The 14,644-nt window shown below is 73.8% G+C and carries 10 protein-coding genes; 3 read left to right on the plus strand and 7 right to left on the minus strand.

Annotated features, from left to right (window positions below; genetic code table 11):
* Nucleotides 1-15: 15 nt before the first annotated feature.
* From PV350_RS13795 to eccB, 5 genes are all read right to left on the minus strand, one after another.
* Nucleotides 16-336 (minus strand): hypothetical protein, encoded by a 321-nt coding sequence (locus PV350_RS13795; protein ID WP_499514325.1) that lies wholly within the window; start codon nt 334-336, stop codon nt 16-18.
* A gap of 22 nt (nt 337-358) precedes the next feature.
* Nucleotides 359-1,615 (minus strand): type VII secretion-associated serine protease mycosin, encoded by a 1,257-nt coding sequence (gene mycP / locus PV350_RS13800; protein WP_500333981.1) that lies wholly within the window; start codon nt 1,613-1,615, stop codon nt 359-361.
* A 129-nt stretch (nt 1,616-1,744) separates the two neighbouring features.
* Nucleotides 1,745-2,035, minus strand: a complete 291-nt coding sequence (locus PV350_RS13805) for a WXG100 family type VII secretion target (protein WP_499514323.1) — start codon at nt 2,033-2,035, stop codon at nt 1,745-1,747.
* A 74-nt stretch (nt 2,036-2,109) separates the two neighbouring features.
* On the minus strand, nt 2,110-2,436 hold the full coding sequence (locus PV350_RS13810; RefSeq protein ID WP_499514322.1) for a WXG100 family type VII secretion target: 327 nt from the start codon (nt 2,434-2,436) through the stop codon (nt 2,110-2,112).
* A gap of 229 nt (nt 2,437-2,665) precedes the next feature.
* Entirely contained in the window at nt 2,666-4,198 is a 1,533-nt protein-coding gene (gene eccB, locus PV350_RS13815) for a type VII secretion protein EccB (RefSeq protein WP_500333983.1), read from the minus strand.
* A gap of 278 nt (nt 4,199-4,476) precedes the next feature.
* Between eccB and eccE the strand changes: the two genes are divergently transcribed.
* The 3 genes from eccE to PV350_RS13830 all read left to right on the plus strand — a co-directional run bounded on the left by eccE (nt 4,477) and on the right by PV350_RS13830 (nt 9,440).
* A complete protein-coding gene (gene eccE, locus PV350_RS13820; RefSeq protein ID WP_499514320.1) occupies nt 4,477-5,814 on the plus strand; it encodes a type VII secretion protein EccE in 1,338 nt (445 codons plus the stop codon).
* Nucleotides 5,814-6,659: a hypothetical protein gene (locus tag PV350_RS13825; protein ID WP_500333985.1), complete on the plus strand. Its 846-nt coding sequence runs from the start codon at nt 5,814-5,816 to the stop codon at nt 6,657-6,659. The genes eccE and PV350_RS13825 overlap by 1 nt, the downstream gene beginning before the upstream one ends.
* A 318-nt stretch (nt 6,660-6,977) precedes the next feature.
* Complete coding sequence (locus tag PV350_RS13830; protein WP_499514318.1) at nt 6,978-9,440, plus strand: SCO5717 family growth-regulating ATPase; 2,463 nt, start codon at nt 6,978-6,980, stop codon at nt 9,438-9,440.
* 76 nt (nt 9,441-9,516) lie between these two features.
* Here the strand turns inward: PV350_RS13830 and PV350_RS13835 are convergent, their stop codons facing one another.
* Nucleotides 9,517-10,473 (minus strand): bifunctional riboflavin kinase/FAD synthetase, encoded by a 957-nt coding sequence (locus PV350_RS13835; protein WP_500333987.1) that lies wholly within the window; start codon nt 10,471-10,473, stop codon nt 9,517-9,519.
* A gap of 298 nt (nt 10,474-10,771) precedes the next feature.
* Nucleotides 10,772-14,428 carry a serine protease gene (locus tag PV350_RS13840; protein WP_499514316.1) on the minus strand — a complete coding sequence of 1,219 codons (3,657 nt, stop codon included), beginning with the start codon at nt 14,426-14,428 and terminating at the stop codon, nt 10,772-10,774.
* Between the last annotated feature and the right edge of the window lie 216 nt (nt 14,429-14,644).

The raw sequence follows: 14,644 nt of genomic DNA on the forward strand, positions 1-14,644 counted from the left end.
CGCTCATGGTCCCGCTCACTGACCGGATCCGGACATGCCGCCCTGCGCGTCGTATTCGGCATCCGAATAATGGCCGTGGACCTTCTTCGTCTTGCCGCCGAAATCGTTCATGACATCGTGGATGTACGCGACGACCGACTCGATGTGCGTCTTCATGTCCTCGTGCGCACGCGCCAGTTTCTCGGCCTCGTCGAATCCGGCGCCGAGCGCGCCGGGCGGCAGGTAAGTGTCGTTCTTGGCACAGACGTTGGCCACGCCCAGTTGGCTGATGACGCCGTTGAGCTTGGTGATCGTGTCCTCAAGCTCACTCAGATCGACCTTGTACTGGTCACTCATCGTGTCGCTTCCCCGTTCCTACTCATGTGTTGATCCCTCGCTTGCGACGCCAGTCGCCCAACACCACGCCACCACCCACCAGCAGCGCGACACCGCCGATCGCACCGCCGACCGTGTAGACGGCGTAGCGTTCGGTGCGTTCCTGGGGGCTCTCGCCGAGGATGACGGTCGCCGCCTCGATCTTCTCGTGGGCCCCGGCGTTGACGACGGGGTCCGGCGTCGGGGCGTCCTTCGGGGTGGTGGCGTCGTCGTTGACGGCGGCCACGGGGTCGATGACGCCCCATCCGACGAAGTCGTCGCGGCCCGGCTTGCCGCGGTCCGCGGTCTGCTCGATCTGGGTGATGACCTGGCGGTAGGTCCAGTCGGGGTGCTTGGCCCGGATGAGGGCGGCGACGCCGGAGACGTACGGCGCGGAGAAGCTGGTGCCCTGGTCGATGCAGTGGCCGCCGAAGGGGACGGTGGACACCATGTCGACGCCGGGGGCGGCGATGCCCACGAAGGAGCCGGGCTGTGAGAAGTTGGCGCGGGCGTTGTCGCGGTCGGAGGCGCCGACCGCCAGGACGCCGTCGTAGGAGGCGGGGTAGGTCAGCTTCTCCTGCCCGCCCGCGCCGTCGTTGCCGGCGGAGGCGACGATCAGGGCGTCGCGTTCCTGGGCGTACTTGACGGCCTGCTCCAGGGCGGAGTCGGGCGGCATCGCCGTGGCCGTGTCCTGCGAGATGTTGATGACCTTGGCGCCGGCGTTCGCGGCGTACTTGATCGCCTCGACCATGGTCCTGACCGTGCCGCCGCCCTGGTTGTCGTTCTGGCGGATGGCGAGGATCGACGCGCGCGGGGCGATGCCGACGAAGCCGGTGTCCTTGGAGGGCCGGGCGGCGATGATGCCGGCGACCTTGGTGCCGTGGCCGACCGGGTCCTTGGCGCCGTCGTCCGGGTCCTTGGGCTCGATCAGGTCCTTGCCCACGCCGAACTTGACGGCGGTGGCGAGCTGCCTGTTGTTCTTGTCGACGCCGGTGTCGATGACGGCGACGACCACCCCGAGGCCCTGGGTGTCCTTCCACAACTGCTCGAGGACGATGCGCTGGAGCGACCAGGGCGTGCCCTTGATCACGTCGGACGGGAACGAGCACTGGGTGTCGTCGATCTGGAAGCGCTCGTTGTCGCCGTCGTCGGCGAGGACCGTGCGTACGTCGCCGGCGGACGACGCCGAGGCGACGCCGGCGGCAGGCAGGCCGAAGGCGGCGAGCGCCGCTGCTGCGGCGATGGCGGCGGTGCGCCTCACGGCGTGCGATCCCACTGGTGTTCCGTCCTCCCGTTATGTGCGGTTCGTGGTCAAACCGCCGACGAGGGCGAGCACGTACGTCGCCGTACACGCCCGCCCTCATCACCTGTTACGCGGCCAGGCGCGCGATCAGCCCCAGATCTGCCGGTTCTTGTTCTCGGTGGCCTGGTAGCTCTGCGCGGCCGTGTCGAGGGCACGGGCGATGGCCTCCAGCGTCTGGTGCATGGACGCGGCGCGCTGGTCCCACTCGGTCTGCTTGGTGCGGTAGGCCTCCTGCGCGGAGCCCTCCCACGTGGTCGCGATCTTCTTCACGCCGGCCTCGAGGTCGTCCAGCTGGCGCTTGATGTTGTTGGCCGTCGTACGCACGTCGGTCGCGGCCTGGGAGATGGTCTGGAAATTGACCAGGATCTGCCCGGACATGTGATGTCTCCTCAGATGTTGGATTCGGATGTCTGGACCGGCCGGCGCGGCGTCAGGTCACCGCGCGGGGACGGTCATCCGAACGGGTTGCTTCCCTGCGCCGAGATGCTCTGGATGGACGCGCGCTGCTCCTCCTCGGAGGCGGAGTAGTTCTTGGTGCTCGCGTCCACAGCTTCCTTGATGTCGCCCAGGATCTGGTTGATCTTGTTGGCGTCCTGGTTCACCTGCGACTGCAGGTTGTTGTACGCCGTGGCGGCGGAGCCCTTCCACCCCGAGGTGATCGTGTCGATCACGGTCTGGAGGCGGCGGATCTCGCCCTGGATCGAGGAGTTGACCGTGGAGATGCGGTTGCTGAACGCAACCATCTCCTCCTCGGTCATGGTGAACTGCTGTCCAGCCATGTCTGGAGTCCCCCATGAGACGTAGAAGATCGGATTCGTCGCACATCCGAAGATGTGGTCGGTCTTCAACTCTAGCCAATAGCGGTGACAAGGCGAACAGGTACCCGGTTCCGTATCGGGATCCTGACCTTCATCACCAAACCCTCACGTTGCCACGGGTGTTGATGGCTTGGCCAATGGATTGTCAAATGCTCAATCAATACCCGCGACGGTCCGCGGAAATACCAGTTCAGGAGCCCTGCGCCTGCTTCGCCGCGTTCACGTCGAGCGTCGGCCCGCTCGCGAGGAGGTCCGACCAGATCCGCGGCACCGGCACCGGGGAGTTCTTCGCGTAGCCGAGCTTGGTCTGCACGACGCCGACCGCGTCGTCCTGCTTGGCGGCGCCGCCGCTGTCGCTGTCGCCCGTCGTCGGCACCGAGTAGCGCAGTCCGGTGTCGGTGACCAGGAAGATGGACCCGATGCGCTTGTCGGTACCGTCGTACGCCTTGTAGAAGAGGCCGCTGCCGGGCGAGACGTAGGTGTTCGTACCGCTCTGCGCCACGTCCCGGGGGAACTTCTTCCCGGCCCACATCGTCATCGCCGGTTTCTTGGTCACCTTGTCGTCGACACCGCTGTACACGCTGCACGCGACGCTGCGGCCGTCCTTCTCGTCCTGGGTGTTGGCCTGCGTGACCGCCTTCTCCGGCCAGCCGAGGTCGTCCATGAAGGTCTCGCTCGCCTGGGCCGAGGTGACTTCGCCCACGTTGACGGAGACCGCCTCGGGCGATCCGTCGTACAGCGACCTCGCCTGAGGGCTGTTCAGCAGCAGCTTCGCCATGAAGGCGGTGACACGGACGACCCGGTCCCGCTGCACCACGTACTGGTCGTCGTTGGCCTTCAGCACCAGGCCGACCTTCGCGTGCCCGGCGCTCAGACCCGGCGCGGTGGACGTCTCGCCCATGCCGTCGACCTGCGGGAAGGAGATGGCGGCGCCCGGCACGTTGTTGAGGGTCGACAGGAAGTCGGCGTCGACCTTCTGCGGCTGCGCGGAGGCGCCGAAGATGACCTGGCGCAGGGTGTTGACCAGTTCGGGCTGCTGCTTCCCGGCGGGGCCGCCGAGCAGGTAGGGGAAGCCCCGGTCCGTCACCAGGTACTGGTCGCCGCCGGGCACCTCGATGTACATGGCCTCGTCGTCACGGAGCTGGTTCGCGCCCTCGACCAGGGCCGCCTCCTTGGGCTTCTGCTGGTTGATGACGAGGACCGCCCGCTGGGCCGAGCGGTCCGTGCCGCCGCCCGGGGTCTCGCACAGCGCCCAGGTCTTGGGCTTGCCGGCGTCGTCCTGGCTGGGCAGCCGGTCCGGGGCGTAGGGGATGCCGATGGTGCTGCCGAGCGTCATGCCGCTGTTGTCGAGCACCGACTCCTTGACCTTGATGACCTCGAACTTCTCGGGGTCGAGCAGCAGTCGGGCGGAGGCGAGGTTGAGCACGGGGTGCAGCTGCGCCTCGCCGTTGGTCTTCAGCACGACGTAACGGGTGGTGGACGCGTCGCCGACGATGACCTTCTGGGCGGGGGTGTCCCAGCCCTTGGGCGCGGCGGGCTTCAATATGCCCCAGAATCCGAAGCCGACAACGACCAGCAGACCCACGACGAGGCTCGGGGCGACGGTCTTCAGCGGGCGCGGGGCGGCCTCCTCCGAACCGTGCGGGGAGGGCTGGAGAAACGCGGCCACCGTGCGCCTGCGCGCGAACGAGTAGGCGTTCAGCTCATCCCTACGTGTCGCCATCCCTGCGTCAACTCCCCGTATGTCGCTGCTGTGTTGTGGCGTTCCCCGGTCCCGTCTGTCCGCCGCGGTGACGGCTGTGGTGACGGCTGTGATGAGGGGGACCCCTACTATGCCGTGTGACGATCGCACCGTACGGTACGGGGTAGCGCGATCGGCCCGCCAGCGGCACCCGGAGCGTCCCACGCCGGCAGGGCGACGGACGCGAGCGAGCGCTGGACGGCGCCGGACGCCGCCCGCGCGGCACAGGTACCAGCAGAAGCAGAAGGGTTGTACGGGGGATGACCACCGCGACCAGGTCCCGGCGCAGTCCGGGCGACGAGCCACCGCAGCAGTACGCCGGACCACCCGGGAACGGGCACGGCGGCTCCCCCGCGGCGCGGGCCGGGGCGGCGGCCCCGGTGATGACCCGCAGGCCCGGGAGCATAGGCCCCGTGCGGGTGCAGCAACTCGTGCTGATCGAGCTGGCACTCGCACTGCTGCTGGGCGGCTGGCTGATCCACGAGGTGGTCGGGCCCGTCGTGGCCGCGGTCATCGCCGTTCCGCTGCTGCTCTTCGGCCTGCTGCGACGGCGCGGCCGCCCGATGCCGGAGTGGATGGCCACCGCCCGCGCCCTGAAGACCCGTCAGCGGCGCAACGCCGCCGGCGTCCCGCAGGGCACCGACCCCGGTTTCGTGCCGGCCGTGGAGTGCGACCCGGCGCTGCGCACCTACGGGTACACCGACGAGCGCGAGCAGCGCGAGATCGGCATGATCGGCGACGGCACCTTCCTGACGGCCGTCGTCCAGGTGCAGGCGGTCGACGAACCGCTGCGCCCGGCCCGCGGAGTCCGCTCGCTCCCCCTGGAGCTGCTGAACGGCCTGCTGACGGTGGACGACATCCGGCTCGCGTCGGTCCAGGTCGTCCAGCACACCCAGCCCGCCCCCGCCCCGCACCTGCCCGCGCAGGCGCTGGCCGCACGGTCCTACGCACCGCTGCAGGCGCAGAGCCAGACGCCGGGGCTGCGGCTCACCTGGATCGCGATCAAGCTCGATCCCGAACTGTGCCCGGAGGCGGTGCAGGCGCGCGGCGGCGGCATGGCCGGGGCGCGGCGCGCCCTGCTGCGGGCCGCCGACCACCTGGTGAGCCGGCTGGTGGGCACCGGGCTCGAGGCCCGCGTGCTCACCGAGCCCGAGATCATCGCCGCCGTGGCGACGTCGAGTTGCGTGAACCCCCTCGCCACGACGGGCGGCGCCGCCCTCGACGGCAGCCGCCAGGCACGCCGTACCTCCGAGAGCGCGCGGGCGTGGCGGTGCGACGACCGCTGGCACACGACCTACTGGGTCAGCCGCTGGCCGCAACTGGGCACCGGCGCCGCCGCGCTGCCCGACCTGGTCGGCCTGCTGACCTCCTCGCCCGCGCTGGCCAGCACCTTCTCCCTGGTCCTCGCGCCGGGCGGCAGCCGAGCGGCGCTGCTGTCCGGGTACGTACGGCTGACCGGCCGCAGCGAGAACGAACTGGTCGAGGCACGGCACCAGTTGGAACGCCGCGCGACCGCGTCCCGGCTGGGCCTGGTGCGGCTGGACCGCGAGCAGGTGCCCGGCATCCTGGCCACGCTGCCCTTGGGAGGTACCCGCTGATGTCGGCTCCGACCGTTCCCGCCTTCGGCGGACAGCACCCCGGCGCGGGCTCCGGTTTCCCCGGCGGCACCGGGCCCCGCCCCTCGCACCTGCCGCAGGGCGCCGACCCGCGCGGCTCCTCCTTCGCCGGCGCCGGACGGCGCACGCTGCGTGCCGCGTTCGGGCTGCTCGGACCGCGCCGCGACCGGCACACCCTGACACCCGGGCAGTTGTCCGGGCTGTCCCTGCCGATCGGTGACGACGGTGTCGTCATCGGGATCGACGCCGCCAACCAGCCCGCCGTGCTGGCGCTGAGCCGCCCGGCCCGGCTCGACGTGGTGCTGGTCGGCAGCATGTGGCTGGCGCAGGTGCTGTCGCTGCGCGCCGCCGCGACCGGTGCCCGGGTCGCGGTGGAGACCGCCCGCCCCCAGTCGTGGGCGCCGATGGCGCAGGCGGCGGGCGGCGGCCAGCAGTGCGTGACGGTGCACGAGGTCGGGCGGATCGCCCCGCAGGGTCCTTCGGTGCACAGCCCCGTCGTCATCGTCCGTGACTGCGGCGCCCGTCCGCCGCGCAGCCGGGTGGCAGCGCAGTCCTGGCAGTCGGTCGTGACCCTGCTGCCGTACCTGGGGCCGACGGCCCCGCGGTTGCTCGCCGGCGCCGACGTGGTGGGGCTGCAGCGGGTCTCGCCCCAGGAGGCCGAGGTCATCGGCCAGGTGATGGGCCTGTCGGAGGCCGACGTGGCCGCGCTGCCGACGCTCGGCGACAACGTGACGATGTGGTGCACGCGCAAGCGCCGGCAGTTCGTGATGACGCAGCCCACGGAAGCGGAGTCCGGCCTTCTCGGCCCGGCCCGGCGCGTGGACTGACCAGGGGCCGCCCGCCGGGGCGTTCCGGACGCACCCGTGCCGCGGCGGTTACCCGGCCGCGGCACGGGGCATGGGCACAAGGGTCCCGGCATCCGCAGCAGCCGTGTCCACGCGTGGACGGCGCGGCCCCATACGCGGCGAACGGTGCATCACGTCGGCGTGCCGGTCGTGATGCCGACGGCGCTTGCCCTACCCACGGGCCGGATGATTAGGCTCTTCCGGTGAGCCGTGGCGGTTGTGCCGCGGGAACTCCGAGACGGGGGAATCGCGTCCGCTCCGACGGACCGGGCGCGTACTTGAGTTGACCAGGAGGCACAAGTGAGCAGCGAGCAGGACGACATCCGCACCGGCGGGGCCGTCCCGGACGGGGATCAGTCCGACGCGGACCTCACGGGCGAGTTCCAGATCGACTACGCGCCGCCGTCCTGGTACACGCAGCAGGCGGGGGGAGGCGCGCCCACGCCCGCTCCCCCGGCCCCGGCCCCGGTTCCCGCGGTGAGCCCGCCGGTGGCGGCCGCGCCCGAGGCGACGTCGCCGCAGGAGCCGCAGGAGCCGCAGAACCCCCGTCCTCCGCAAGCCGGGCAGCCGCCCGCCCCCGCGGAGCCGCAGCCCGCTCCGGCGGTGCCCGACGCCACCCGCGAGGCCGCCGCGGCGGCGGTCTTCGCCGACCCCGAGCCCGCCCGGCCCGTGGAACCGCAACCGGTGGAACCGCAGCTGGTGGAACCGCAGCCGGTGGAGGCGCCCGCGCCGGTGGCCACCGAGGTGACGCCCGCGCCCGCGGAGCCGGACGCAGGGCCACAGCAGCCGCCCATGCCGCAGACCCGGCAAGCGCCCCAGGGAGAGACCGCGGCCACCCCCGAGCAGCAGCCGCAGCAGCAGCCGCCCGCTCCGGCGCCGCAGTCCCAAGTGCCGCCGCTGCCGCCGGAGTACCAGCCGGCCACCCCGCAGGAGGCACCGCAGCAGCCTGCCCCGGTGCAGCCCCCGCAGCAGCAGGGGTACGGCTACCCGCAGCCGCCGCATCAGGGTGCGCCGTGGGGCGACCCCAACTCGCCCGCGCCGCAGCAGCCGTACGGCTACCCCCAGCCCGCCCCGCCGCCGCACGGTTACGGGTACCCGCAGCCGGACCAGGGCGCGCCCTGGGGTGACCCCCACGCGCAGCAGCCGCCGCACCCGCAGCAGGGGTACGGATATCCCCAGCCGGGGCCCGGGCCCTACGCCCAGCCCCAGCCGCCCCAGCCGCCCCAGCCGCCGTACGCCCAGACGCCTCCGCAGCAGCCCCCGGCTCCCGCGCCCGGGCCGCTCCCGCAGCAGGGGCAGCAGCCGATGCCGCCGTACGCCGACGGAGCCAACCCCCCGGCGCCGCCGCACGGTTACGGCTATCCGCAGCCGGGGCCCGGCCCGCACGCCCAGCCCCAGCCGCCCCAGCCCCAGCCCCAGCCGCCGGTGCAGCCCCACCCCCCGGTCCTGCCGCAGCAGCAGCAACAGCCCACCCCGCCCGTGGACCCGCGCACGGCCGTCGGCTGGGGCGGTCCCGGTCCCGGCCAGGAGCAGCAGCAGCGGGTCATGCACGGCGCCCCGCTCGGCTACAACGCGGCCGTGGAGCTCTCCTCGGACCGTCTGCTGCGCCAGCAGCCGAAGGCGCGCAGGAACAACAACCAGGCGTCGCGCTTCAAGATCGGCGCGAAGAAGGAGGAGCAGGAGCGCCAGCGCAGGCTGGACCTGATCCGCACGCCGGTGCTGTCCTGCTACCGGATCGCGGTGATCAGCCTCAAGGGCGGCGTCGGCAAGACGACGACCACCACCGCCCTGGGTGCCACGCTCGCCTCCGAGCGCCAGGACAAGATCCTGGCCATCGACGCCAACCCGGACGCCGGCACGCTCGGCCGCCGCGTGCGCCGGGAGACCGGCGCGACGATCCGGGACCTGGTGCAGGCGCTGCCGCACCTCAACAGCTACATGGACATCCGCCGCTTCACCTCGCAGGCGCCCTCGGGCCTGGAGATCATCGCCAACGACGTGGACCCGGCCGTCTCCACCACCTTCAACGACCAGGACTACCGCCGCGCGGTGGCCCTGCTCGGCCAGCAGTACCCGGTCATCCTCACCGACTCCGGCACCGGTCTGCTCTACAGCGCCATGCGTGGCGTGCTCGACCTGGCCGACCAGCTGATCATCGTCTCCACCCCGTCGGTGGACGGTGCCAGCAGCGCCAGCACGACCCTCGACTGGCTCGGCGCGCACGGTTACGCCGACCTCGTGCAGCGCAGCCTCACCGTGATCTCCGGGGTCCGCGAGACCGGCAAGACGATCAAGGTGGACGACATCGTCGCGCACTTCGAGACCCGCTGCCGCGGAGTCGTCGTGGTGCCCTTCGACGAGCACCTCGCCGCCGGTGCCGAGGTCGACCTCGACATGATGCGGCCGAAGACCCGTGAGGCGTACTTCCACCTGGCGTCGCTGGTCGCCGAGGACTTCGTCCGCGCCCAGCAGGCCCAGGGCGTCTACCCGCCCCAGCAGCAGATGCCGCCGCAGCAGGGCGGCTACCCGCCCCAGCAGGGGCAGCAGCCGTACCCGCCGCAGCAGCCGATGCCCCCGCAGCAGGGGTACGGCCACCCGCAGCAGCCGCCCTACGGGCAGCCGGCCCCGCCTCCTCCGCCCGCGCAGGGCGGCATGCCCCAGGGCTGGACCCAGCAGCCGCCCCCGCCGCCGCAGGAGGCGCAGCCCGGGCAGCAGCCCCCGGCGCAGGGGCAGGTCCCGCCCGGCTGGACCCAGCAGCAGTGACGGGAAGGGCCCGTCCCGCCATCGTGGCGGGACGGGCCCTTCGCGTCGGTCGGTCAGCGGCGCTCCGGCCGCCGGTTCACCCGGCGGCGCCGTAGGCGTCGACCAGCTCCCGGGCGCGCTTGACGTCGTCGGCCATCCGCTCCAGGAGCGCGTCGATCGTGTCGAACTTCTCCATGCCCCGCAGGTAGGTGAGGAAGTCGACGGCGACGTGCAGCCCGTACAGGTCCAGCCCGACACGGTCGATGGCGTACGCCTCGACGGTGCGGGCGGTGCCGTCGAAGGTGGGGTTGGTGCCGACGGAGATCGCGGCGGGCATGGCCTCGCCCTCGACGTGCAGCCAGCCCGCGTAGACCCCGTCCGCGGGGATCGCGGTGTGCGGCAGCGTCTCGACGTTCGCCGTGGGGTATCCGAGGTCCCGGCCGCGCTGCGCGCCGCGGACGACCACGCCCTCGACCCGGTGCGGCCGGCCCAGGATCTCGGCGGCGCCCGCCACGTCGCCCTCGGCGATCAGGCTGCGGGTCATCGTGGAGGAGAACGGCCGGCCGCCGCCCGCCTCGCCCGTCAGGTAGAGGTCGACGACGTCCACCTCGTAGTCGTACTTCAGCCCCATCGCGGACAGGAACTCCACGTCACCGGCGGCCTTGTGCCCGAAGCGGAAGTTCGGGCCCTCGACGACGGCCCGCGCGTGGAGCGCGTCGACCAGCACGGTGCGGACGAAGTCGCCCGGCGAGAGCTGCGAGAACTCGGTCGTGAACGGGAGGATGAGCAGGGCGTCGACGCCCAGCTCCGCCATCAGCTCGGCGCGGCGGTGGTGGGCCGCCAGCAGCGGCGGGTGGCTGCCGGGGCGGACCACCTCGCTGGGGTGCGGGTCGAAGGTGACGACGACGGAGGCGACGCCCAGCTCGCGGGCGCGCTCCACGGCCCTGCCGATGATCAGCTGGTGCCCGCGGTGCACGCCGTCGTAGGAGCCGATGGTGACGACGCTGCGTCCCCAGTCCCCGGGGACGTCCTCCAAGCCTCGCCAGCGCTGCACAGTGACCGCTCCTCGACCGCCGATGGTTCTTCGATGTGCAGGTCCAAGCCTGCCATGCCGGGGGGCCCACCGGCGCAGCGCCCCCGGTGACGCGGCCGTCGCGGACCTGGCGCGCCCCTCGCCCGACCGGTGAGAGCACGCTCTCCGCCCGGAAGGGACGCGGTACGTGGCGGGGCGCGGCGCCGGACGCACGCGGTCCGGGAGTGCCGGCGCGGCACGACGACCGGCCGGAGCATGCGGTGCACGGACCGCAGCGGGCACGTGACGCCGCCGCCGTCGGCGGATGTTCCCCGGCCGGTCAGAGGCCCACCGCCTCCGCCGGCGCCAGCTGGTCGCACATGCGCCGGGCGCTCGGGCCGATCACCGCGTCCCACGCCCCTGGGCCCGCGCCATCGAGGCCGTCCGCGGCCAGCCATCCGCGCACCTGCCGGGCGAACCCGGGCGACCCGCTGACCAGCTGCACCAGCCGCCGGTCGAAAAGGGCCGCGCCCTCGGGCGTACGGCAGAGCAGGAGGCCCACCCGGTGCACCAGGTCGCGGGTCATCGGGGCCGGCCGCCGGGCGCACCCGTCGGCGGCCGCGCCGAGGAGGGCGTCGAGCACGGCCGGGTCGCGTTCCTGGTCCAGGAGGACGTCCAGCAGCTCCTGGCGCAGCGGACGGGAGACGTGGCCGCCCGGTGCGGCCAGCACGGGCGCCAGCACCCTGCGCACCTGCGGCGGGTGCTCCCGCAGCAGTCCGGTGACCAGCGGGAGGAGGACGGCGCGGGCGGCCGGCCCGTGCTCCAGGCGGCGGTCGAGGTAGGCCGCCGCGTGCCGGGCGTCCTCGGGACGGTGGCCGAGGTGGTCCCACACCAGGGCGGCGGCCCGGCGGGCGAGCGCCGGGGTGGACACCTCGGCCAGTTCGCGCAGTACCTCGGCGGCGCCGGGGCCCGGTTCGCGCAGCCGGGAGTGGAACGCGGCGAGCACCTGCTCGGGGTGCGTGGGGAGGGCCGCGGCGAGCGCCGCGGCCGGCAGCAGCGGATCGCCGGCGGCGAAGCCGTCCAGGGCGGCCCTCAGGTGGAGGCACCGGGTCGCCGGGTCCCGCACCAGGAGGCCGAGCGCGGCGCCGTGCAGGGTGCGGTCGGCCGGTCTGGCCAGGATCGCCAGGGCCGCGTAGCGCAGCAGTTCGCGGTCGGCGGCGAGTACGGCGTGCGGGGCGGCGAGCAGGCCGTAGGTGGCCGCGGCGGCGTGCCGCTCCGGCCTTTCCGCGTGCGCCCAGCGGTCGACGGCACGGCACACGGCGGACGGCTCGTCCTCGGCGAGGGCCGCCAGCAGCTCCTTGGCGCGGGGGTGGTCCGTGGCGGCCAGGACCTCGGTGAGGTCGTCCACCGCCTGCCGCCGGTGCGTGTGGAGGAGGGCCTGCGCCGCGGTGGCGACCGTCGGCCGGGGGCCGCAGGGCGCGGACTGCAGCAGCCGTTCGTCGGTGAACCAGCCGCACAGCGCGGGCAGCGACGGCCGCGGCGTCGCGGCCAGCACCTCGCCCGCCGCCGTGAGGAACCGCTCCCGCGTGCGGTCCGCGGCGCGCGGCGGGCCGTCGGCGGGCAGCAGCAGCCTCAGCAGCGCCAGGCGCTCCTCCGGGGGGAGCCGCAGCCGCCGCCAGAACCACGGCCCGAACTCCCCCAGTCCCGCGCCCTCGTGGAAGCCCCCGGCCTCGATCGAACGGACGGTGACACGTTCCGCCAGCAGTCGCAGCACGTCCCGGTACGGCGTCGCGTCCGGCACCCCGAGCAGGGTCTCCCCCAGCAGGTGCGCCGCCCACCACACCGCGTCCGCGCGCCGGGCCGCCGCCCGGGCGGCACCGTCTCCCTCCCCGCGCGGCCGGGGCACCCCGTCGAGCAGTACGGTCCCGCCACCGCGCGACGCGGGTGCGGCGGCGTCGCGGTCGAGCACCTGGACCAGTTGCCGCAGCCTGCGCCCGAGGACGTCCGGCCCCGAACGGCGGGCGGTGAGCAGCAGCGCCTGCACGACCGGTCCGATGCGGTGCCGCGGCACGGGCAGGCAGCGCGGCTCGGAGGGCGGGGCGAGCGGCGGTGCGGGCGGCACCGGCGGCACGGCTTGGTGCCGCGGCTGCGCCCCGGTCCGGGCGGGCAGGCGCACGGGGGCCTCGGCGCAGCCGTCCCGGTCGCCGGCCGACCAGCGGTGGACCAGGGCGTACAGCGCTTCGTCCAGGTCGAGTTGGCCGCCCTGCAGCCAGTCGCCGAACTCCTCGTGCGCGAAGCGGTACCCGGCACCGGCCGGCACCACCAGCCCCTCCGTGAGCACCGCCGCCGCCCAACCGGGGCGCCACGGGAACAGCTCCTCGAAGGACGCCCGGTCCAGTTCGCCCTGACCCGGGCCCAGGCAGCGCCGGGCCGCCTCGTGCGCCTGCCCGGCGACGCGGGCGGCCAGCCGCCGTACCTCCGTTGCCCGCGCGGGGGCCGGGGCGGCCGCGATCCGGTGGGCGATCCGCAGGCACAGCAGGTCCAGGTGAGCCGAGAAGACCTCCGCCCGGCCGGGCCGTCCCGTCAGGCCACCGCCGGCGGCCCGTACCTCCGACAGCAGCCGCAGGGCGAGCGGATGCGCCGCGTCCTGCTCGGCGAGGGCACCGGCGGACAGCCCGTGGCGCTCCCTGGCGAGCCGCGCCTGCTCCTCCGGCAGGCCGCCGAGGCGCAGGCAGGCGGGCAGCGCCCGGGCGCCCGGCGGGGTGCCGGCGTCGTGGAGCAGGCCGGACGGGAACAGGGCTCCGGCCTGCTCCCAGTACTCGGGGCGGCACGCCACGACCAGCCGCGCCCCCGTCGTGCCCAGCCACCGCGCCGTCTCCGCGGACCACGCGGGCAGCGCTTGGGCGAGCAGCGGCGGCATCTCCTCGGGGGCGTCCAGCACGACCAGCAACCGCTGCCCCACGGCGCGCGCCAGGCGGGCGACGGCATCGGGCGAAGCGTCGGCCGGCGCGCGTTCCGGCGCCCTCCCCGCGTGCACGGTGCGCCCCGCTGCGGCCAGCGCCCGCGCCACGGCATCCCTCAACCCGGCGTCGTCCGCACGCAGTTCGGCCCCACGCAGCCACAGCGTGGGCGCCGGGTCCTGGCCCGCGGCACGCCGGGCGGCCAACGCCTCCAGTGCGGTCGTACGGCCGCTGCCGGGGGCGCCGACCAGCCCGAGCACGCAGGCGCCCCCCTCCCCCGTGAAGCCCGCCAGCTCCGCCTCCGTGTCCGGGCGCGCCTCGGCCCCACGCCAGGGCCGTGGCCGGGCCGCGGAAGCGACGGAGGTCGCGGTCAGCTGCAGCGCCCCCGCGATGTTGAGGTGCGGCCCGTACGCGGGCACGGTCGCCGCGTTGCGCGCCAGCGCGTTCGCGAGCGCCCCGCCCTCCGCCGGCGCCCGCAACGGCACCGCGAACCCGCCCGCCCTTCGTCCCGCGTGCAGCGCGGTCACGACGACGCCGTGCACGGCACCGGTCTCCGCGTCGATCACGGGCTCCCCCGAGGCGACGGCACGCAGCGGCTCGTCATCACCGCGCGCACCGGTGAGCTCGTACGCCGCGTCGAGGAGGTGGAAGCGGTCCGTCGCGGTGTACGTCACCGGCGCCGTCCCCGCGATCGTGGCCTCCACCCAGGCCGCGCCGCGCAGCCGCACGGCCCGCCCGTGCCCCGCGGTGCGCGCGAACCCGGCCACCGGCAGCGGTGGTACGTCCAGTCCCTCCGTCGCCACGAGCGCCAGCCCCAGCTCCGGCAGCGGGGTGATCGCGGGCGCCTCGACGAGGGTCGTCTGTTCCCCGTGCGCGTGCAGCACCAGCCGTACGAGGCCGTCCACGGCCTCGTGGCTCGTCACGAGCATCCCCCGTCCGTCCCGCGCCTCGACGAGGAACCCCGTCCCCCGCGGCCGTCCGGCCAGGTCACGGACGCGCACCAGCGCCCGGTCGACATCGGCGGTCAGTACCGCCATCTGCGCACCTCCCCCGCCACAGTGCCCGTTTCGACCGTAGACGTCCGTTGATCGACACAACAGATCCCACGTCGAACGCGCCCCCAAGCGCTCCCTCTCTTCACTCCGAGCGCCTGCCCGTTGGAGTGAATTGATCTTGCGGGGTGGATAGGGACGGGGAGGGAGGGGGATCGTGCCGGTTTCTTATAACAATCTCGAAACCCACAAAACATCTCT

Origin of the sequence: Streptomyces sp. PA03-6a (assembly GCF_033792765.1) — a bacterium.
Lineage (GTDB): Bacteria > Actinomycetota > Actinomycetes > Streptomycetales > Streptomycetaceae > Actinacidiphila.

Excerpts from the sequence above, each read along its gene's own strand:
- PV350_RS13810 (WP_499514322.1), bottom strand. The coding sequence starts at position 2,436 with ATGGCTGGACAGCAGTTCACCATGACCGAGGAGGAGATGGTTGCGTTC.
- eccB (WP_500333983.1), bottom strand. The coding sequence starts at position 4,198 with ATGGCGACACGTAGGGATGAGCTGAACGCCTACTCGTTCGCGCGCAGG.
- PV350_RS13795 (WP_499514325.1), bottom strand. The coding sequence starts at position 336 with ATGAGTGACCAGTACAAGGTCGATCTGAGTGAGCTTGAGGACACGATC.
- PV350_RS13805 (WP_499514323.1), bottom strand. The coding sequence starts at position 2,035 with ATGTCCGGGCAGATCCTGGTCAATTTCCAGACCATCTCCCAGGCCGCG.
- PV350_RS13825 (WP_500333985.1), top strand. The coding sequence starts at position 5,814 with ATGTCGGCTCCGACCGTTCCCGCCTTCGGCGGACAGCACCCCGGCGCG.
- eccE (WP_499514320.1), top strand. The coding sequence starts at position 4,477 with ATGACCACCGCGACCAGGTCCCGGCGCAGTCCGGGCGACGAGCCACCG.
- PV350_RS13840 (WP_499514316.1), bottom strand. The coding sequence starts at position 14,428 with ATGGCGGTACTGACCGCCGATGTCGACCGGGCGCTGGTGCGCGTCCGT.